This is a genomic window from Rhodoferax sp. U11-2br (assembly GCF_018619435.1).
Taxonomy (GTDB): Bacteria; Pseudomonadota; Gammaproteobacteria; order Burkholderiales; family Burkholderiaceae_C; genus Rhodoferax.
On record NZ_JAHFZF010000041.1, the window covers coordinates 1 to 20,902 of the forward strand.

The 20,902-nt window shown below is 62.8% G+C and carries 11 protein-coding genes; 8 read left to right on the forward strand and 3 right to left on the reverse strand.

Annotated features, from left to right (window positions below; all coding sequences use genetic code 11):
- The first annotated feature begins 425 nt into the window (after nt 1-425).
- The 6 genes from recC to KKO72_RS18960 all read left to right on the forward strand — a co-directional run bounded on the left by recC (nt 426) and on the right by KKO72_RS18960 (nt 13,489).
- On the forward strand, nt 426-3,959 hold the full coding sequence (gene recC, locus KKO72_RS18935; RefSeq protein ID WP_214942780.1) for an exodeoxyribonuclease V subunit gamma: 3,534 nt from the start codon (nt 426-428) through the stop codon (nt 3,957-3,959).
- Nucleotides 3,956-7,573 (forward strand): exodeoxyribonuclease V subunit beta, encoded by a 3,618-nt coding sequence (gene recB, locus KKO72_RS18940; RefSeq protein ID WP_214942783.1) that lies wholly within the window; start codon nt 3,956-3,958, stop codon nt 7,571-7,573. Before recC ends, recB begins: the two co-directional genes overlap by 4 nt.
- The gene (gene recD / locus KKO72_RS18945; RefSeq protein WP_214942785.1) at nt 7,570-9,444 is read left to right on the forward strand and encodes an exodeoxyribonuclease V subunit alpha; all 1,875 of its coding nucleotides are present in this window, start codon (nt 7,570-7,572) and stop codon (nt 9,442-9,444) included. Before recB ends, recD begins: the two co-directional genes overlap by 4 nt.
- On the forward strand, nt 9,441-10,547 hold the full coding sequence (locus KKO72_RS18950) for a DUF3616 domain-containing protein (RefSeq protein WP_214942788.1): 1,107 nt from the start codon (nt 9,441-9,443) through the stop codon (nt 10,545-10,547). The genes recD and KKO72_RS18950 overlap by 4 nt, the downstream gene beginning before the upstream one ends.
- An 85-nt stretch (nt 10,548-10,632) precedes the next feature.
- On the forward strand, nt 10,633-12,027 hold the full coding sequence (locus KKO72_RS18955) for a tetratricopeptide repeat protein (RefSeq protein WP_214942791.1): 1,395 nt from the start codon (nt 10,633-10,635) through the stop codon (nt 12,025-12,027).
- Between the two features lie 34 nt (nt 12,028-12,061).
- Nucleotides 12,062-13,489 carry an MFS transporter gene (locus tag KKO72_RS18960; protein ID WP_214942794.1) on the forward strand — a complete coding sequence of 476 codons (1,428 nt, stop codon included), beginning with the start codon at nt 12,062-12,064 and terminating at the stop codon, nt 13,487-13,489.
- A gap of 33 nt (nt 13,490-13,522) precedes the next feature.
- Here the strand turns inward: KKO72_RS18960 and KKO72_RS18965 are convergent, their stop codons facing one another.
- The 3 genes from KKO72_RS18965 to KKO72_RS21395 form a co-directional block, all read right to left on the reverse strand.
- Entirely contained in the window at nt 13,523-14,830 is a 1,308-nt protein-coding gene (locus KKO72_RS18965) for a hypothetical protein (protein WP_214942796.1), read from the reverse strand.
- A gap of 486 nt (nt 14,831-15,316) precedes the next feature.
- Nucleotides 15,317-18,946: a DUF2126 domain-containing protein gene (locus KKO72_RS18970; protein ID WP_214942799.1), complete on the reverse strand. Its 3,630-nt coding sequence runs from the start codon at nt 18,944-18,946 to the stop codon at nt 15,317-15,319.
- Between the two features lie 132 nt (nt 18,947-19,078).
- On the reverse strand, nt 19,079-19,240 hold the full coding sequence (locus KKO72_RS21395) for a phage integrase N-terminal SAM-like domain-containing protein (RefSeq protein WP_214942802.1): 162 nt from the start codon (nt 19,238-19,240) through the stop codon (nt 19,079-19,081).
- 301 nt (nt 19,241-19,541) lie between these two features.
- Between KKO72_RS21395 and KKO72_RS18980 the strand changes: the two genes are divergently transcribed.
- Together KKO72_RS18980 and KKO72_RS18985 are read left to right on the forward strand one after the other, a co-directional pair.
- On the forward strand, nt 19,542-20,513 hold the full coding sequence (locus KKO72_RS18980) for a hypothetical protein (RefSeq protein ID WP_214942805.1): 972 nt from the start codon (nt 19,542-19,544) through the stop codon (nt 20,511-20,513).
- Between the two features lie 64 nt (nt 20,514-20,577).
- Nucleotides 20,578-20,877, forward strand: coding sequence for a hypothetical protein (locus KKO72_RS18985; protein WP_214942808.1), 300 nt, complete (start codon nt 20,578-20,580; stop codon nt 20,875-20,877).
- Nucleotides 20,878-20,902: the final 25 nt, after the last annotated feature.

The window sequence follows — 20,902 nt, forward strand, 5'->3', positions numbered from 1 at the left end:
ATCTTGCAGTTTCAGGAACTTGGCCGACTGCTCAGAGAGGCACGCGCGCATGAGGCCTGACTTCAGTTTTAGTGACTGCTTTGGAGCAATGCGGAAGTCCGCAATCAGCCTGCAGCTGTCCTGCGTTGCATCCCAACCCACAGAAGGCGGGTGGTGGGCTTGTCGGGCGCAGAACCCACTCGCGTGATGAGATAGGTGGCGCACCACCACCAGGGGCAACACCCAACTATCTAGCCCACCTAGACCGTCTCCCGCGAGGGGGCCGGAGAACGGTAAGCCCGCCGCCCGCCTGGCGCCACGCGAACAAAGGGTGCCATCACCCCCCGCGAACCAACGGCTTAAACACAGAAACTCACGCCCCAAAGAGCGGGAACCAGCGGCCCACCTCACTACACTCGTTGTCGCCACCCGCCCGTATCGCCAACATGTTGAAACCAGATGTGAACCCGCCCGCCAACTCAGCCACCGACCCCAGCAGCCCACGTGGCTTCATGGTCTTGCACGGCAACCGGCTGGAAGACCTGCGCGACCTGCTGGTGACCTATGTTGCAGCGCACCCGCTCAGCCCCCTGGAGCCTGAGGTCATTCTGCTGCAAAGCAACGGCATGAAACACTGGCTGGAGCTGGCGTTGGCCCAGGATGGCGCCCTGGGCATTTGTGCCGCCACCCGCATGGAGCTGCCCAGCAGCTACCTTTGGCAGATGTACCGCGCGGTGCTCGGGGCAGACGCGGTGCCCGCACACATGCCGTTTGACAAAAGTGCGCTGCTCTGGCGCCTGGTGCGCCTGCTGCCTGCGCTGTGTTCCGCCAACCCGGTCTACGCACCCTTGCAGCGTTATCTGTCGGGCGACAACCCGGCGCGCAAGCTCTACCAGCTGGCCGAGCAACTGGCCGATGTGCTGGACGCCTACCAAAGTTACCGTGCCGACTGGCTGGCCGACTGGGCCGATGGGTTGGACCAGTTGCGTGGCCCGTTGGGTGCGCCACAACCGCTGCCGCCAGAACACACCTGGCAGGTGCAGCTGTGGCGCGACATTCGCACCGATGTGGGCCCAGAGTTGATGGAAGCCTCTCGTGCCAGCGTGCATGAACGTTTTCTGGCGACGCTGACGCAATGGGTCAGCAGCGGGCACAGCGGCCAGCGCCCGCCCGGTGTGCCGCGCCGCTTGATGGTGTTTGGTATTTCCTCGCTGCCGATGCAGGCGGTGCAAGCGCTGGCGGCGCTGGGGCAGGTGTGCCAGGTGATGCTGCTGGTGCAAAACCCGTGTCAGTATTTCTGGGGCGACGTGGTCGAGGGCCACGCGGCCCTGCGCGCCCAGGTGCGCCGCAGGCAGTTGGGCAAGCCACAACTGGCCGCCACTACGTCGCTGCCTGCCGCCACCGCGCAGCCGCTGCTGGCCTCCTGGGGCAAACAGGGGCGCGACTATTTGCATTTGCTCGACGGCTTTGACGAGCCCGAGTCTTACCGTGCGCACTGGAGCCGGGTCGATGTGTTTATGGACCCGGCAGCGGCAGATGCGCCAGCCACACAGCTGGCGCAGTTGCAGTCCGCCATTTTTAACCTGGCTCCACCACCCGCCGAGCCAATGGCCCAGCCGGACGACGGCTCGCTGCTGTTTGTCACCAGCCACAGCGCCCAGCGCGAGCTCGAAGTCTTGCACGACCAGCTGCTGGCCTGGCTGGAGGCCGACCCCGCCCTGCAGCCGCGTGAGGTGATGGTGATGGTGCCCGACATGGCGGCTTTTGCGCCGCACATCCACGCGGTGTTTGGCCGTTTCACGCCGGGCCAGCCGCGTTACATCCCGTATTCGGTGGCCGACAGCACCCCCCGTTTGAGCCCGCTGGTGCAGGCGCTGGAGCAGTTGCTGAACCTGCCCACCAGCCGCCTCTCGCTGGCCGACTGGCTGGGCCTGTTTGAGGTGGCGGCGGTGCGCGAGCGTTTTTGCCTGGACGAGGCTGCGGTGCGCCAGGTGCAGCAGTGGATAACCGCCGCCGGTGTGCGCTGGGGGCTGGACGCTGAGCACCGCCTGGCCTGGGGCCTGCCCGCAGGGGCACAGGGCTTGGCGCAAAACACCTGGGCCTTTGGCCTGCGCCGCCTGCTGCTGGGCTACGCCTTGGGCAGCAATGCGGTTCAGTCTGAACAGGACGTGACCAGCGGCGCGATCTGGTGCGACACACTCGCGCAGCCTGCACTGAGTGGCCTGGACGCACCGCTGGCCGCTGGCCTGCTGGACTGGCTCGATGCCATTGAACAAACCCTGCCCATACTGCAACTTGAACACACGCCCGCACAGTGGGGTGAACTCTTGCAAGCCCTGGTCGAACGCTTTTTTGCCCCGGCCGATGACGCGGACGAGCGCGCCATCGAGCGGCTGTTGACACCGTTGGCCGACTGGCAGCAAGCCTGTGAGGACGCGGCGCTGGACACCCCGCTGCCGCTGGAGGTGGTGCGTGAACACTGGCTGGCCAACATCACCGAAGCCGGGCTGCAGCAGCGATTTTTTGGTGGTGGTGTGCAGTTTGGCACCCTGATGCCGATGCGCGCCATCCCGTTCAAGGTGATTGGGCTGTTGGGCATGAACGACGGCGCCTACCCGCGTGTGCAGGCCGCGCGCGATTTCGATTTGATGGCCAGCAGTTGGCGTGCCGGTGACCGCTCGCGCCGCGAGGACGACCGTTACCTGTTTCTGGAGGCGCTGCTCTCAGCGCGCCACCGGCTTTACATCAGCTGGCAAGGCCACAGCGCAGCCGACAACAGCAGCCGCCCGCCCTCGGTGCTGGTGGCGCAGCTGCTCGATGTGGTCAATGCCAGCTGGTCGCCTGAACGGGTGCCGCAGGCGCAACCGCTGCAACCGTTTTCTGAGGTGTATTTTGAGCAGGGGTCAGGATTCCAGACCTTTGATGCCGATTGGGAGAAGATTCGGCCTCTAGCCCTCATGAATCGTCGGCTGGTAGCTATGAATAGTGAAGTGACTGAAGCAACAGCGGTCAGTGCGGCCCCCAGCGCCTTGACGCTGGCCGACCTACAACGCCTGCTGCGCCAGCCGGTCGAGGTGTTTTTCCGTCAACGGCTGCAGGTCGAGTTTGACGAACTGGACGAGCTGGAGCAGGAAGACGAACCTTTTGCCCTGAACCACCTGCAGCAGTACCAGGCCGGTGCCGCGTTGTTACAAGCCGACGGCAGCGCTTTGGCCTTGCGCAGCCTGCACGCCGCAGGTCAGCTGCCACTGGCAGGTTTTGGCACCCGTGTGGCCAATGAGCTAATGGACAAGGCCCAGACTGTGCTGATGTCTCGCGCCACATGGTTGCAAACCTACCCGGCGGCACTTGAAGCTTTGCCAATTGAGCTGAGTTTGGCGGAGGGCAGTGGCGTACCCCAGACCCTGACCGGCACCCTGAGTGGCCTGTGGTCGCAAGGGCAGGGCAACGATGCACCTTGTCTGCAGCTGGCCGAACGCACCGGCGCGGTGTTGCAAGGTAGGGGCGCCAACCTGGCGGCGCGCCACCATGTGCTGGTGGGCCTGTGGTTGCGCCACTTGGTCGCCTGTGCCAGTGGACTCAATATCACCAGTGTGCAGCTGGGGGTCGACGGCCAGGTGGTGTTTAAACCTGTGACAGCCGATACCGCCTTGGCCACGCTGAGCCGCCTGGGGCAAGCCTATGCCCAGGCCTGGGCACAACCGCTGCCAGTGGCCTGCAAAACCGCCTGGGCCTACCTGCTGGCCGAGCGCCAAAACCAGGCGCTGCTGGCCGCAGGCAAACCTGCCAAAGACCCGCACGAGTCCACCCGCGACGCATTTGAAGGAGGCCAGCGCGGTGGTGAACGTGCCGAGTCGGCCTACCTGCAGCGCGCCTTTGCGAGTTATGACGAACTGGCTGAAGCCCTGCCACACTGGGCGCAGCAGCTTTATGGTGATTTGCTGGCCCAGGCCGAGGTAAGCACGGGGATCGCCGCATGACCAGCAGCCCCAACACCACCTCAACGGCCACACCCGCCGTGCACACACTCAACCCCTTGACCCTGCCGCTGCATGGCCTGCAGTTGATCGAGGCGTCAGCCGGCACCGGCAAAACCTGGACACTGGCCGCGCTCTATGTGCGCTTGGTGCTTGGCCATACCGCCGAGTCCGACCAGCCGAGCATTGGCCTGTACCCACCACAAATCCTGGTGATGACCTTCACCGAAGCCGCCACCGCCGAGCTGCGTGAACGCATCCGCGAACGGCTGGCGCTGTCTGCCCGGTTTTTCATGACTGGTGATGCGCCCAAGGTCGATGACTTTTTGCGTGATCTGCGCAGCAGCATCGCGCCCGAACACTGGCCAATCTGCGCCCAGCGCCTGGACATGGCGGCGCAGTGGATGGACGACGCGGCCATTTTCACCATCCACGGCTGGAGCAGCCGCATGCTCAAAACCCATGCGTTTGACAGCGCCAGCCTGTTCACCCAGAACCGGGTTGAGGATGGCGAACGCTTGCAACTCGTGGCCACCCAAGACTACTGGCGCCGCTGGTTTTACGCGCTGGACGACCAGACCCTGGCCGCACTCAAGGCCGTGGGCGACACCCCGCAGACGTTGCTGGGCAAACTCAAGGCCCTGTGGCGCGAGTTCGACCGTGCCCCGCAAACGCAGGGGACAGCACCCACCCCACCCGATGTGTTGCTGGCCCGCTGGGCGGTTTGGCAACAGCGCCGCCAAGGACTGGAAAACCCAGCACGCCTGGGCTGGACACCCGAAGTTGCCCAAGCCGTGCAGGATGTGGCGGCAGCGAAGATCTTGAAGAACTACCGACCGGACTGGCTCAGCGGCTGGCTGGCCCAGATGGCCGACTGGGCCCAGGGCAGCGATATCGACACAACCACCTTGGAGCGATTCACCACCCGCACCCTGATGGCCAAAGGCTGGGCCGCCGCTGACCAATGGCCGGTGTTTGCCCAACTGGAAGCCCTGACTGAGCACCTGAACGCCGAGCCCGACGTGGTGACCGACTTGTTGACGCACGCCGCACAAGAGGTGCAGCGGAGTTACCAACGCGCCAAGGCGCAGGCCGCGCAGTTTGACTTTTCTGATCTGCTGCAAAACCTCTACCACGCGCTGCAGGAGCCCGATGGGCGGCTGGCGGCAGCGATTCGTGCCCAGTACCCGGTGGCGTTGGTCGACGAGTTCCAGGACACCGACCCCTGGCAGTTTGGCAGCTTACGCAAAATTTATAGCGATATGCCCAGTGAAGATAAGGGCTACAGCCCTATTTCTTCTGAAGATCAGCAGAAGTCAGAGAACACTGGCCTGATCATGATTGGTGACCCCAAACAGGCCATCTACAGCTTTCGCGGTGCCGACCTCGCCACCTACCTGCTGGCGCGTGACCAGGCCCAGGGCATCTACAACCTGCCGGGCAATTTCCGCTCCACACCCGGTGTCGTGGCGGCGGTGAACCGGGTGTTTGAGTTAGCGCACCAGCCTTTTGGCAGCGTGCCTTTTGTGCCGGTGGACGCCCGCAACCCCAGCATCCAGCCGCTGCAGGTGGCCGGTCGGCCCCAGGTGGCGATGACGGTGTGGCATTTGCCGTTTGCCAAACCCCCGACCAAGGACGACTTTCTGAGCCAGATGGCCGACGTGTTTGCCAGCCAGATGGTGGCGCTGTTGCAAAGTGGCGCCGCGCAGAGTGGTCACATGGCGGTGCTGGTGCGCAACTGGAGCGAGGCCGAAGCGATTCGCCAGGCGCTGACACAACGTGGTGTGCGCAGTGTGTATTTGTCCGAGCGCAACAGCGTGTTTGACAGCCAGCAGGCCAAGGACTTGTGGCGTTTGCTGCGCGCGGTGGCCAGCCCGGGATCGAACCGACTGGTACGCGCCGCACTGGCCACACCCACCTGGTCGCTGGGCTGGGGCGCACTTGATACGCTGTTGGCCGATGAGGCAGCCTGGGACGCCTTGGTCGAGCAGTTTCTGCAGTGGCAACGTGTCTGGCGCGCCCAGGGCTTTTTGCCGATGTTGTACCGCCTGTTGCACGACCAGGGCCTGGCCCAACGCCTGTTACAAGACCCGGCGCAGGGTGAACGCGCACTGACCAACCTGCTGCACCTGGGTGAGCTGTTGCAAGCGGCCAGCCTGCAGGTGCAAGGCGAGGGCGCCCTGATCCGTTACCTGGAGGAGCAGCTGCGCCGCCCGCAGGCCAGTGGTGAGGCCGCGCAGCTGCGGCTGGAGAGTGACGCCAACCTGGTGCAGGTGGTGACGCTGCACAAATCCAAGGGGCTGGAGTACCCGCTGGTGTTTCTGCCGTTCATCTCGCTCTACCGCGCCGAGGACAAGGACAGTGGCCGCGACGATGCGGAGCGCCTCAGTGAAGACATCCGCCTGCTTTATGTGGCGTTGACCCGAGCCAAACAAGCGCTCTGGCTTGGTGTGGCCCAGGTCAAGGGGGACGTGGATGGCAAATCGCCCCAGGTCAAAAGCGCCATCTCCAGCCTGCTTGGGCGCAGCACGCCGGACGATTTGTGGGATAAGTTGCAAGCCTGGGCCGGGGAACACATCGCGGTGCTGACCGCCCCCGAGCCCACCGAAGACGTCTACCAGCAGGTGGTTGAGGTCAAACAGCCACAAAGCGCCCGGGTGCCGCAACGGCTGATCTACAACCGCTGGTGGACTGCCAGTTTCAGCGCACTCACGCGCGACTTGGCGCACGGCGCGTCTGCCACGCTGCCCAGCGAGCGTGATGAACGCCTGCTGGACGCCCAGACCGACAACGTGCTGGTGGATGAGGACCAGGACATCACAGGCCCAGCTCCGGCTGATTTACTGACCGAGGCGCCGCGTTTGAACGACTTTCCGGCGGGCAGCCGTTATGGCACCTTGTTGCACGACTTGCTGGAGTGGCAGGCGGTCCACGGCTGGCCTGCTGGCACAGACGCTGACCCGTCCCCGCTGACCCAGCCCTGGCACACCCTGCTGGCGCGCTTAAGCCAGCGCCACCACCTGAGCCCCACACACAGCGCACTGCTGGACGACTGGGTGCGTTTGATTATTAAGTCAAATCTGCCTCTAGCCCTCACAAATCAAGGGCCATCAGCTATCAATTTAAGTGATATCAAGCTACAGGACATGTGGCCCGAGATGGGTTTTAGCCTGCCGGTACACCACTTGGCCAGTGAGGAACTGGATGCCTTGATCACGCGCCAGATTTGGCCCGGCCACACCCGCCCAGCCTTGCAACACCGCCAGCTACAAGGCATGTTGACTGGCTTCATGGACCTGGTGCTGCTGAACCAGGGGCGGTATTACGTGCTCGACTACAAGTCCAACCGCCTCGCGGCCTACTTGCCCGAGGCCTTGCAGCAGGCCATGCTGAACCACCGCTACGACGTGCAGGCCGCGCTGTACCTGCTGGCGCTGCATCGGCTGCTCAAGAGCCGTTTGCCCGACTACGAACCGGCCCAACACCTGGGCGGCGCCTTGTACCTGTTCCTGCGCGGCATCGATCAGCCCTGCTGCGGCCTGCTGCATGTGAGCCCGCCCGTGGCCTTGATCGAGGCGCTGGATGAGGTGTTTGCCCAGGTGGAGCTGACACCATGAACGAGGCTCTTGTGATGGATCTTGTGAGTCTGGCTGAGCCCGAACTACCGCTCACCGCACTCGACCGCGCCTTCGCTCGTTACCTGCAACAAGCCCAACCCAGTGAGGATGTGCGCCACACCTGGCTGGCCGCGCTGACCAGCCACCAGTTTGGTCGCGGCCACGCCTGCCTGGACTTGGACCTGCTGCGCCAGAACGGCGTGTTGGCCCTGGGCTGGGACGCCCGCTGGCAAGCGACTCTGCCGCCTGATCTGGCTGATGCCGCCAATAGCCTGCCTTGGTGCCAGGGTGAGGCCAGCCCGCTGGTGCTTGATGGTGAGCGCCTGTATTTGCGGCGCAACTGGTTAGCCGAACAAGCCATTCGCAGCTCGATCCTGGCGCGGCTGGCCCTGCCTTGTGTGGTGCCCGAGGGGCTGGCCCAGGCGCTCGACAGTTTGTTTGAGCGTGGACCAGCGGCCACCGCCGATGCCAGCACGGCCCCAGACTGGCAAAAAGTGGCCTGCGCTCTCGCGGCACGTGGGCGTTTCACGCTGATCACCGGCGGCCCGGGCACCGGCAAAACCACCACGGTGGTGCGGCTGCTGGCGCTGTTGCAGTCGCAGGCCAGTCGGCCCCTGCGTATTGCACTGGCGGCGCCCACCGGCAAGGCGGCGGCGCGCTTGGGTGAGTCGATTTCCCAGGCGATCCAGCGCCTGCCGCTGGCCATGCAGGCCCATATACCAACCCAGGCGCAGACCCTGCACAAGCTGCTGCAGGTGCGCGCGGCCGTGCTGGCCAGCGCCGCACCGCAGTTGGCGCTGGATGTGGTGGTGGTGGACGAGGCCTCGATGATTGACCTGGAACTCATGGCGCGGCTGATGGCGGCCGTGCCGCTGTCTGCCAGCCTGATTCTGCTCGGTGACAAGGACCAGCTGGCCTCGGTCGAGGCCGGTGCGGTGATGGGCCAGCTGTGTGCGGGTGCCCAGGCCGGTGGCTACAGCGCAGAGACGGAGCAATGGTTGCAGCGCCACACCGGGCAGGATGTGAGTCCCTGGGCAGGCGCAGGCTCTGCCCTGGCGCAGCAAACCGTGATGCTGCGCCACAGCCACCGTTTTGCGTCCAACAGCTTGATTGGCCAGTGGGCCAGCGCCGTCAACGCGGGCGATAGGCAGGCCGTGGCGGCGTTGTGGGAGGCCACGCCGCGCTGGTCCAACACACAAGAGGCCAGTGTGACCCGGCTGCAACCCGCTCCTGGCAGCGATGCGGGTCTGGCGGCGCTGGTCCTGGCCGCCTGGCAGCCCACGCTGGCCAGCCTGTTGGCGCTGCAAGCCGAATCAAAGGTGTGTGACGATGAACAAGCCTTGCTGCTGCTCAAGGCACTGGGCCGTTTTCAGGTCTTGTGTGCGCTGCGCGAGGGCCCGGCCGGTGTGCTGGCGCTCAACCGCAGCCTGGCGCGCGCGCTGGCTTTCCCGCTGGAGGGCTGGTACCCAGGCCGCCCGGTGATGGTGACACGCAACGACTACAACCTGGGCCTCATGAACGGCGACGTGGGCCTGTGCCTGCCCAGCACCCGTGGCCTGCGCGTGGCTTTTGCGGCGGCTGGCCCGGACGGGGTGATAGGTGTACGCTGGGTGCTGCCCAGCCGCCTGGACGCTATCGAAACCGTGTTGGCGATGACGGTGCACAAGTCGCAGGGCTCCGAGTTTGACCAAGTGGCACTGGTCCTGCCTGAGCGCATGACCCCGGTGTTAACGCGTGAGCTGCTTTACACCGGCATCACCCGCGCCAAAAGCCAGCTGACCCTGGTCGTGCCACAGGCCGGCGTGCTGCGCCAGGCGGTGGCGGTCAAAATTCTGCGCAGTGGTGGTTTGAGCATGGAGGCCAAAACATGAAACGGAGCCGATCCTGTGTACATCACGTTGCCGCAGCTGTGGGCATGTCGCTGCTGTTGTGTTGCGGTTTGACGCTTGCCCAGACCCCATCTCCGACGCAGGCGCCTGTGGTGGCGCCCAGCGGCCCGATCCTAGACAGTGGCGACGGTTTTGCCTTTGACGTCAAGGCCAAAAAGCTGCAGAAAACCCGGCAGTCGGCCAGTGGCATCGCCTGCACCGTGAATGCCAGCCAGCAGCGGGTTTGCCTGGTGGCTTTTGACGAGGGCACGCAAGTCGGTTTTGCCACCTTGACAGAGCGTGCCCTGGTGCCCGACCCGCAGGTTCTGTCCTTGACCGGTTTACAAGGTGAGCTGGATGCCGAAGCAGCCGCCACCGATGGTCAGGATGTGTACATCACCGGTTCACACTCTGCCAAACGTGCCGACTGTGCCAGCAACCCTGACAGTCGCCTGGTGCTGCGGCTGCAGCTGGACCCGAACAGTGGCCGCGCAGTGCCCGCCAGCCTGAAGACAAGTGGGCGGCTCTGGTCGCTGATGCAGGCTCAGCCCGAGTTGGCGGCGTATGTGGGTGAGCGCAAATGCCTGGGCACCGAGCCACCGCCCAAGGCGCCTGGCCTGAGCGGCCAGCAGGGAATCAACATCGAAGGTTTGGCGGTGCGGGATGGGCGATTGATGTTTGGTTTTCGCGGGCCGGTGATCAATGGTGCCGCTTTCACCTTGGCGGTGGACGCCAAGGCGCTGTTTGAGGGGGGTGATGCCAGGCCGCAGGTGACCCGGCTGGCCCTGGGGGGTCACCGTGGCATCCGTGACATGGTGGCCGTGTCCGACGGTGTTCTGGTGCTGGCCGGCCCCGATGATGATGGTGACAGTGAGGCCGTTGGCTGGGCAGTTTTTCACTGGGATGGCAAAACCAGCCAGGATCTGGTGCAGCCCCGGCTGCTGGCCAGGCTGGACCTGGGGGCGGTCAAACTGCGCCGCTGTGATGCCGAGATCAAACCCGAGGCACTCACTGTGTTGCAGGAAACCTCAGGCCGCTACCAGCTGTTGATGCTGTCAGATGGCCTGTGTGACGGTGGGCCGATGGTTTTAACCCTACAGAAATGATGGAAAATAGCTACTGCACGTCGACAACAGTCGAGCCCCAGACTTGGCTTACCGTTGGATGAACTGAAGGGTTATACGCACCATCATGAACACATCGCTAGAACAGGCTGAGGAGCTGTTTGCACAAAGCAGCACAGCCCTCAGGTCTGACCAATATGACACCGCCGAAGCGCTTCTGATGAACGCGCTGGACCTGGCCCCCGGGCTGGCTGAAGCCCATGCCAACCTGGCCTGGCTGCTGGATCGGCGTGGCAGCATGAGTGAGGCGGTGCGCCACTACGAGCTGGCCATTGAGCTGCAGCCCGACAACGCCCGTATCCACCTGAACTTTGGCGCCTTGCTGGCCGAGCTCAAGTTCTTTCATGCCGCCGAGGCCGCTTACCGCCGGGCGCTGGACGTGGACCCGTCTTTGCCGGGCACCTGGTGCAACCTGGGTGCCTTGTTGGCCCAGAACCACCGCGACGAAGAGGCCGAAAAATGCCTGCACACCGCGCTGCAGCTTGACCCGCAACATGCCAGTGCCCATTTCAACCTGGCCTGCCTGTTGCTGCGCAAGGGCCGTTACACCGAGGGCTGGTTCCACCTGGAATTCCGCGACTGGTACCAGCCGATTGAGATGCGCCTGCGCTGTCGCCGCTGGAAAGGCCAGTCGCTGGCCAACCGTGCGGTGCTGGTGGTGTACGAGGCTGGTTTTGGTGACATGATCCAGTTTTGCCGTTATGTTGCGGAGCTGCGGCGCCTGGGCGCTGATCATGTCGACATGTTGTGCCACCCCGAGCTCAAAGAGCTGCTGCAGACGCTGGACGGGGTGGGTGAGGTATTTGGTTTCAACGACGATGTGTCGGCCAGCGACTGGGACTATTGGGTGCCGGTGATGAGCCTGCCGCACTATGTGGGCACCCAGCTCGATACCATTCCTGCCAAGCTGCCGTATCTGGCGGTGCCGCCCGCCAAAGCCGAGCGTTGGAGCCAGCAGGTCAAACGCCTGAATCTGCCACCCGCCTTGCGGGTGGGGCTGGTCTGGCAGGGCAACCCGGCTTTTGGCAACGACAGCCAGCGCTCGCTGCCGGGTCTGCAGACACTGGCACCCTTGTGGGAGGTGCCCGGCGTGCAGTTTTTCAGCCTGCAAAAAGGCCAGGGTGAACAAGAGGTGCGCCGGTTGCAGCTGGCGCAGCCGCTGATCAACCTGGCCCCAGAGCTGGGCAATTTTGCCGACACCGCCGCCATCATCACGCAGTTGGACTTGGTGATCAGTGTGGACACCGCCGTGGCGCATCTGGCCGGTGCGCTGGGCAAACCCTGCTGGGTGCTGTTGCCAGCGTTCATGACCGATTGGCGCTGGCTGGAGCAACGCAGCGACTCCCCCTGGTACCCCGGCGCCTTGCAGCTGTTTCGCCAGCCGCTGGAAGGCGGTTGGGCGCCGGTGATCCAGGCGGTGCGCGAGGCTTTGCAAAACACCGCGGGTCAGCGGGCTTGCTGAGGCTGTTGCGCCCCGGTTTTTACCGGTGTGTGCCATGAGCACCGGTGTGCCAGAGCCGGGCGTGGCGCAGGCCACCACCAAACGGTACCTGCCCTGGGTGGTGGCCACCGCGCTGTTCATGGAGCAGCTCGACGCCACCATCGTCAACACCGGCATTCCCGCCATGGCAATCAGCCTGGGCGTGACCCCGCTGAGCCTGAAGGCGGTGGTGACCAGTTACATCCTGAGTCTGGCGGTGAGTATCCCGGTGAGTGGCTGGCTGGCCGAGCGTTATGGCAGCCGCCGCGTCTTCATGTCGGCTTTGATGCTGTTCATCCTGTCGTCGGTGGCCTGTGGGCTGGCGGTCAATGCGCCGATGCTGGTGGCCGCGCGGGTGCCGCAGGGCATTGCGGCGGCGATGATGATGCCGGTTGGGCGCATGGCCGTTGTGCGCACCTTTCCCAAGGGGGAGCTGCTGCGGGCGATGAACTTTGTCATCATCCCCGCGCTGTTGGGGCCTTTGCTGGGCCCCACGGTGGGAGGGCTGATCGTGCACTGGCTGAGCTGGCGCGACATCTTTTTTGTCAACGTGCCGGTGGGGCTGGCCGCACTGTGGTTTGGCCACCGTTACATGCCCGACTACCGCAGTGACACCCGCACCCCGCTCGATGTGCGGGGGCTGCTGCTGTTTGGCAGCGGGGTGGCGCTGCTATCGTGGCTGCTGGAGGTGTTTGGTGAACACACCCTGAGCACCACCGAGGCGCTGGGGGTGTTGCTGCTGTCCCTGAGCCTGCTGGCGGCCTACGTCTGGCACGCGCTGGGCTGGCCACACCCGCTGCTGCGCCTCTCCTTGCTGTTGGTGCGCACCTTTCGGGTGTCGGTGCTGGGTGGTTTTGTGACCCGGCTCGGTGTGGGTGGCATGCCGTTTTTGCTGCCGCTGTTGTACCAGGTGGGCTTGGGCCTGCCGGCCTGGCAGTCGGGTCTGTTGATGATGCCCGCCGCCGCTGCCGCCATGGGCATGAAGATGGTTGCCGCCTGGATGCTGCGGCGTTTTGGTTACCGCCAGGTGCTGATCGTCAACACCGTGCTGGTGGGCTGCACCATTGCCTGCTACAGCCTGGTGGGGGTGGGCACACCCATTGCCATGATTGTGTTGCTGGGTTTGCTGATGGGGCTGTTCAACTCGCTGCAGTTTTCCAGCATGAACACCATGGCTTATGCCGACATTGAGGACAAGGACACCGCCATGGCCAGCACGCTGGCCAGCACCTTGCAGCAGATGTCCTTGAGTTTTGGCCTGGCCTGTGGTTCGCTGGTGACCGGTTTTTACCTGGCGGGTCTGCCCCAGACCAATGCCCCGGCGGTGACCAGCGCCATCCACCACGCGTTTCTCACCCTGGGTGGTTTGACCTTGCTCTCTTCCCTGTTGTTCTGGACCCTGCGCCCCAACGACGGCGACAGCGTGAGTCGGGGTGAATCTTAAAAAAGATAGCTGTATCGCCTTGTTTGATAAGGGCTAAGACGGGTTTTGAGCCATCAACATCAGTCTGTTCTGCAGCCCGGTGGCCAGCGCCTGGGCGGTGTCGCTGGTGATGCGCGCTGCGTCATACCCAATGTTCAGGATCAGCTGGCCCTGGTAACAACTGGCGGCGGTGAACAGCGTCTGATACGGCATTGGGCACAGCGCAAACGAGATGGCTTGCACCGCCGGGTCATCTGCCACCGGCTCAACCACCCCGATGTTGCTGACCATGGTGTTGGGCAGCGAGGCCATGGTTTTTTTGCGAAAACTCTCCAGCGCCTGCGGCGGCAGGGGCGAGCCGTCCAGCCCATACAGGTGGTAGAGCAGGTGGCCTTCACCCCGCGCGATTTGTTTGCGAGTCTGGGCCACGATCTCGCGCGCCAGCGCCCAGGCATCCGTGTCCGGGCCGGTCAAAAAGCTGCCTGAAATCAGCGAGGTGAAAAAGCCCGTGGGTGTGGTGGGCGGCACCGGCTCCAGATGCGGGCGTAAATCCACCGGGCAGCACAGGAAAGACGCCACCGGCTCAGCCGTGGGTTGCAGCTGCCACTGCGCCAGTAACTGGGCGGCACACAAGGCGCCATGCACGGTGCAGCCTTGGGTCCGTGCTTGTTGAATCAGGCGGGTGGTGGTGGCGGTATCGAGCAACACACGCATCAGCCGGGGCTCGCGGTGCTTGGCCTCTGCAGCCAGCCAAGGAATGCTGGGTAGCAGGCCATGGCGGCGGTAGTCGGCCACCAGGGTGTTACGCAATTGTTTGGCTGCCTCTGGCTGCTCGGCCCAGCGGTAGGGCGCGGGCATCAACTCGGCCATCGGTGGCAGGTGGGTGGGGGCGATGCCAGTTGCTGGTGTTGATTCCTGGACCATCAGGCTGAGCATTCGGCGCAGGATGGCGGTGCCAGATCGGCCATCGGCCACCGAGTGGTGAAACGTCAGCGCCAGCACACAGGCGTTGGTGGCAGGCAGCGCGATGTAGTGGCAGCGCATCAGCGGCGCGCTGTCTGGCGCAAAGGTGTGCGAGAGCTCCTGCTCTATCAGACGCTGCCAGTGTTGGCCCCTGGCCCTGTGGCACACCAGGTCAATCTTTTGGCCGGGTGCCGGCTCAAAACGCAGGCCGTTGGCCTCTGTCCAGCTGATGTGGGTTTGCAGCAGCGCGTGTTCCTGTTGCACCGTGTCGAGTGCGCGGTGGATGGCTGCAGGTGCGAGCGTGCCGCTGCGCTCGGCCAGCACCACAAAGTTCATACACGAGAGTTGGTCAGACAGGAAGAAAAACGCTTCACCTGGGTCGAGGGGGCGCGAGATCACGGTTCATGCTCCTGTCTGAGTCGGTTGTGCAACGGGGTGGCAGAGGCTTGCAGGGCGCTGCTCAGCGGGGCATGTTAGCTGGTCAGTGGGTCGCTTGGCTGACGTTTGCCTGTTTTGCAATCAAATAGCCTATAGCCCTTATAAATCAAGGGATGATTGCTATCGAAAAAGATATGTTTGCCCGTGGAATCGCAGGCTGTGGGTGGCAGTGGGCGGGGTATTGGGGCCCACCTCATACGCGCTGCGCTTTGCGAAATCGGTGGTCCCCAACACCCCCACCCACTGCGAGGTGCGTCACAAGTTCGCTTGCATCCAATAGCCGGACGCCACAGGCGTCCTAAAAGGCATCGCGTGCCACCACCGTCTCAGGCCGTGTGGGCCAAAGCGGTGGGCCGATTTCGCAAAGCGCAGCGCGTATGAGGCTCCCCGCTTTGGCCCATATGGCCCACCCCCGATGCCATCACTTCAGTGAATGCATCCTGTCTTTTAGCCCCGACGCAAATCCAGCGTGAACGGAAACTCGTGGCTGCCGGGCTGGTTGATGGTGGCGGGTGGCACATTCACAACCCCCGGCGTGTGGCCCATGGCGGTGAAGCGTGACAGGCGGCGGCTCTCGGCCTCGTTGGCGTTGACCGGCAGGCTCTGGTAACTCAGGCCACCGGGGTGCGCCACGTGGTACTGGCAGCCGCCGAGTGAGCGTTTCATCCAGGTGTCGATCACGTCAAACACCAGCGGTGCGTGAACCCCAATGCTCGGGTGCAGGCTGCTGGGTGGGTTCCAGGCTTTGTAACGCACACCACCGACGTATTCACCCTGCACACCAGTGGGCTGCAAAGCCATCGCGCGGCCGTTGCAGGTGACCACATAACGGCTCTCGTTGAGGCCGGTGACACGCACCTCGATGCGCTCCAGGGAGGAGTCCACGTAACGTGCGGTGCCGCCCGGCGCACCTTCTTCACCCATCACATGCCAGGGCTCCAGCGCGTTGCGCAGCGTGAGTTGGATGCCTGCGGTGCAGATCGAGCCAATCAGCGGGAAGCGGAACTCCACATGCGGCGCAAACCAGCTGTCGTCAAAGGCGTAACCGGCTGCGCGCATTTCGCTCATCACGTCCAGGAAATCCATCTCGATGAATTTGGGCAGCATGAAGCGGTCATGCAACTCGGTGCCCCAGCGCGTGGCCGGGGCTTTGTACGGCGTTTTCCAGAAGCGGGCAATCAGCGCACGCAGCAGCAACTGCTGCACACTGCTCATGTGTGGGTGCGGCGGCATCTCAAACGCGCGCAGCTCCAGCAGGCCCAGGCGACCGGTGGCCGAGTCGGGCGAGTACATCTTGTCGATCGAGATTTCGCTGCGGTGGGTGTTGCCAGTGGCGTCGATCAGGATGTTGCGCAGCGTGCGGTCAATCAGCCAGGGCGGCATCGACTGGCCGTGGATCTCACGGTTTTTGTAGATTTGTTCGATGGCAATTTCCAGCTCGTAGAGCTGGTCGTTGCGCGCCTCATCCACGCGCGGTGCCTGGCTGGTGGGCCCGACAAACATGCCGCTGAACAAATAACTTAGGCTCGGGTGGTTGTGCCAATACAGCAGCAGGCTGGCCAACAACTCGGGCTTGCGCAAAAACGGGCTGTCGGCCGGTGTGGCGCCACCCATCACAAAGTGGTTGCCACCACCGGTGCCGGTGTGGCGGCCATCGGTCATGAACTTCTCGGCGCTCAGGCGCGACTCGAATGCTGCGTTGTAGAGGAATTCGGTGTTGTAGACCAGCTCTTTCCAGCTGTTGGCCGGGTGGATGTTGACCTCGATCACACCGGGGTCGGGCGTGACGCTGAGCAATTTCAGGCGCGGGTCGCGCGGCGGCGGGTAACCCTCGATGACGATCTGTACACCCAGCTCCTGTGCGGTGGCTTCCACCGCCGCGAGCAGGTCCAGGTAGTGTTCCAGCCGCTCCAGCGGCGGCATGAAGATGTAGAGCACGCCCGAGGCCGTGCCGACTGCCTCGGCCTTGGGGCCATTGGCGCGGCGCGGGTCGCGCACCTCCACACACAGCGCGGTGCGGGTGATCCAGTGGGCGGACTCCTGCCGCTCTGGCACACGGGCAAAGTCAGCGGGCTCGGGCTGGAAGTTGCTTTGGGCGTGGCTGGCGGTGCTGCTGGCCGGGCCGGTGGGGCTTTGCATCAGTCGGCTGGCCTCCGACTGCGGGCCGGTGCCGGCCAGATAAGCGGCAGCCGCGCTGGTGTTGCCGGTCATGGCCGAAGCCACTGCGGCGGCGGCACGGCGCGCCGCACCGAGTGCCAGACCGGCCTTGCCGGGGGCGTGGCCGCTGGGCACATCGGATACACCCGGGCTCACGCTGCTGCGCGCGCTGGCAGTGTCAGACGCCGCATTGGCGTAACGCCCAGCCACGCTGGCATGCAGCGGCAACTCACCACGCAAGGTGGATGGGTCCTGCTCGATCATGTACGGGAAATCGGCCTCGCTGACCCAGGGCAAGGAGTCCAGCGGCAGGCGCAGGCCCATGGGTGAGTCGCCCGGCATCAGGTACATGCGCTCGTCACGCAAAAACCAGGGGCCGGTGGTCCAGGCCGCGCCATAGGTGTCGTCATAACCCGCCACCTTGATCGGCAGCACATAACCCACGGGGGTGTCGAGTTTTTGCGTGAACACGCGGCGCAGGCGGGCGCGTTCCATCTCGTCGTCCAACTTCGAGTTGAACGGGTCCACATTGACGGGCAGACGGCGTTCACGCCACAGGTAGTACCAGGTGTCTTCATACGCGGTCTGGGCAAACTTGTCGGTGATGCCCAGTTTGGTCGCCAGCGTGTGGGTGAAGCGTTGTGCGTCCTGGCTGGTGTAGTGCGTGGGCACGCGTTCGTCGGCAAACAGCGCCGGGTTGGCCCAGATGGGTTGGCCGTCGGCGCGCCAGTAAATGTTCAAGGCCCAGCGCGGCAATTGCTCACCGGGGTACCACTTGCCCTGGCCGTAGTGCAAAAAGCCGCCTTCACCGTACTCCTTGCGCAGCTTGTGCACCAATTCGGTGGCAAAGCCGCGCTTGGTCGGCCCCAGCGCGTCGGTATTCCATTCCGGTGCATCACGGTCGTTGACCGCCACAAAAGTGGGTTCACCGCCCATGGTCAGGCGCACATCGCTGGTCTGCAGGTCGGCGTCCACCGCGTGGCCCAGCGCCATGATCTCAGCCCATTGCTCCTCGGTGTAGGGTTTGGTGACACGGGGGGATTCGTAAATACGCGTCACCTGCATGTGGTGGGCAAAGGTCACTTCGGACTCATCCACGCCGCCTTCAATGGGTGCGGCGCCCGATGGTTGTGGTGTGCAGGCCAGCGGAATGTGGCCTTCACCGGCCAGCAGGCCCGAGGTGGCATCGAGCCCGACCCAGCCCGCGCCGGGTAAATAGACCTCACACCAGGCGTGTAAGTCGGTGAAATCGACCTCGGTGCCGCTCGGGCCGTCGAGCGACTTGACATCGGGTTTGAGTTGGATCAGGTAGCCCGATACAAACCGTGCGGCCAGGCCACAGTTGCGCAGCAGCTGCACCATCAGCCAGGCCGAGTCGCGGCACGAGCCGGAACCCAGCGTGAGTGTTTCCTCAGGCGTTTGCACCCCCGGCTCCATCCGAATGGTGTAGTTGACGGCGTGTTGCACCGACTGGTTTAAGTCGACCAGAAACAACACGCTGCGGCGTTTGGTGCGGTCGATCTTGTCGAGGTAGGCCTGCACCAGCGGCGTCACCGGGTCAGGTGTCAGGTAGGGGGCGAGTTCCTGCTTGAGTTCGGCAGCGTAATTGAACGGAAACTCTTCGGCCTCGGGCTCCAGGAAAAAGTCAAACGGGTTGTAGACCGCCATGTCCAAAACAACGTCAACGGTGACCTTGAACTCTTTGGTTTTGTCCGGGAACACCAGGCGCGCCTGGTAGTTGGCAAACGGGTCCTGCTGCCAGTTGATGAAATGGCCCTCAGGCTCGATCTTGAGCGAGTACGAGATGATCTTGCTGCGGCAATGCGGGGCAGGGCGCAGGCGGACCACCTGCGGCCCCAGGGCGACCAGCCGGTCATACGAGTAGTGGGTAACGTGGTTCAGCGCGGCGTGGATGGACATGCGTGGGTCTCAAGTTGGCTGAGGAATCGGGCAGCGATCAGGCGCGGCAATGGGTGCGTTCATACCGCGTTGAACAAGCAATCTTGGTGCCAGACGCGGCTTGCGCTCGGGCCTGATCCTCTCATGAATAACCTACGAGAACATGACAGGGGTGATGGTGGCCTGCCGGTGGGGCAAAACGGACACCTTGCGCTGGGTGGCCAGAAACGTCAAAAACGATTCAATGTCGGCTTGCCCTATGTTGCGAAGGTGCTTCAGAGAGTGAAATAGGGTGAAGTTATTGATCCAAGACAACCAAGCCTATTCGGTCCTGCGGCTACAGTGAAAGCAAGGCATTTGCTAGCGTTATTTATCCAGAAACCGGGTTGACTTGCTGATTTGGGGTTCTGCTAAAACCGATTTGCTGGTTTTTCTTGAGTTGTTGTGACTGTTCATTTGTGCAGCATATCGGCTGTAAGCGTTGTGGCAAGCAGGTTTGCGCGGGTGTCGGTTGGCGATGTTATGGCGACAATTGCCGTGTTCGGGAGACAGGTTTCTGTCGCCCTCTATTGAGTTAGGCATCAAGGTTGCACATATGGCGTCTCAACATATGCTCATGGATACCGGGCTGCGCATCGAACGCCTTCTGTATCTAGCTTTTTTTCTTGTTCTACTTTGTTGCCTTGAAATCTACCTAGTTGCGGCTGCCGCGTACTTTTCAGCTTCTGACACGCAGTCGCTTGACGTTGTTATCGAAGCGGTGGAGAAGGATCGGACAGAGCTAAGGCGACTTTTCGAACTTCAAAGCAGGCCGATTATTCCAGACACTGCTAGAGAACAGCGAACCGCTGCAATGAGACAGAAGCTCGGTCTGCCTCCGGCCGAAAGAAAGAATGCAGCAGAAGAAACCTACAAGCAAAGGCTGGAGAACTTGCTCATTTCTTTGCCTCGCCTGTGGGACCTACAAGCACAACTGTCAGAAGTATTCGATTTGAAGAACTCCCCTGAAGAAATACTTGCGAAGCTTCGCAGCGTACGTGCCAGCAAGATTCCGGACAAAGGAACGATCCTAGGCATTGAGACTCCCCGTCTTTTAGTTCTGCAGTATGGGTCTGCAGACTTTCGCTTGTCGGCGCAGCCGTTGGCAACCGGATTGCTAATTGCTTTGTATCCCCTATGCGTAGTCTGGATCGGATCCTTCTACATCACTCGGCAACGCGAGCTACTCGCGATGCGGCAACTCGCAGATTACAAGGAGACATTTCCTCACGTCCTCAACTTTCTTGTGGTGGACTTCTCAGGGTTCCATAGAAAGATCGGGCTTCAATCGTCTCGCAAGAACGTTAGATTCAATTTGATGCTGTCAGCGGCGCTGACTACGTCAATTCGATGTCTGTTTCTAACCATGCTGGTATTGCCAATCATTGGTGGGCTGGCCTACTCTTCTTTTCAGCTATTCGACCTCCTGTCTCCGCCAATGAGCATTTGGATCGTCACCGGGGCCGTGTTCCTCTTTGCCGCATCGCTCAGTTTGTCTCTGGTCGTACAGGAAGCCATCGTCCTTAGAGGCAAACAGTTTTATGAGTAGATCTTTCTCTAGGCTAATCACTCTTCTCGTCGCACTACTGCCTCTCTGCACTTTCAGCGCTCAGATGTCAATCACCATCCTCGCGCCAGTGAGCTGCACCGATTGGAATGAAGGAAGATCGGAACGGACGAAAGTCAAGCCACTTGACTACAGCACGCTGCCTCAAATGCGAGAGTTCTGGCTTCTTGGCCTTATCACCGGTCTCAACGCCAACCATCCCGCGAAGGTCGATTTGCTTAGCTCTGTCAACAGCACGTTGGTATTTGACTGGATGGACAGATATTGCAAAAAGAATCCAGCGTCCGATGTCTTCGCGGGAGCTGAGTCGCTGCTCAGTAAGATTGAACGCGAGTCGAAGCGTTGATGCCTATGAAGCGCCGCTTTTGGCC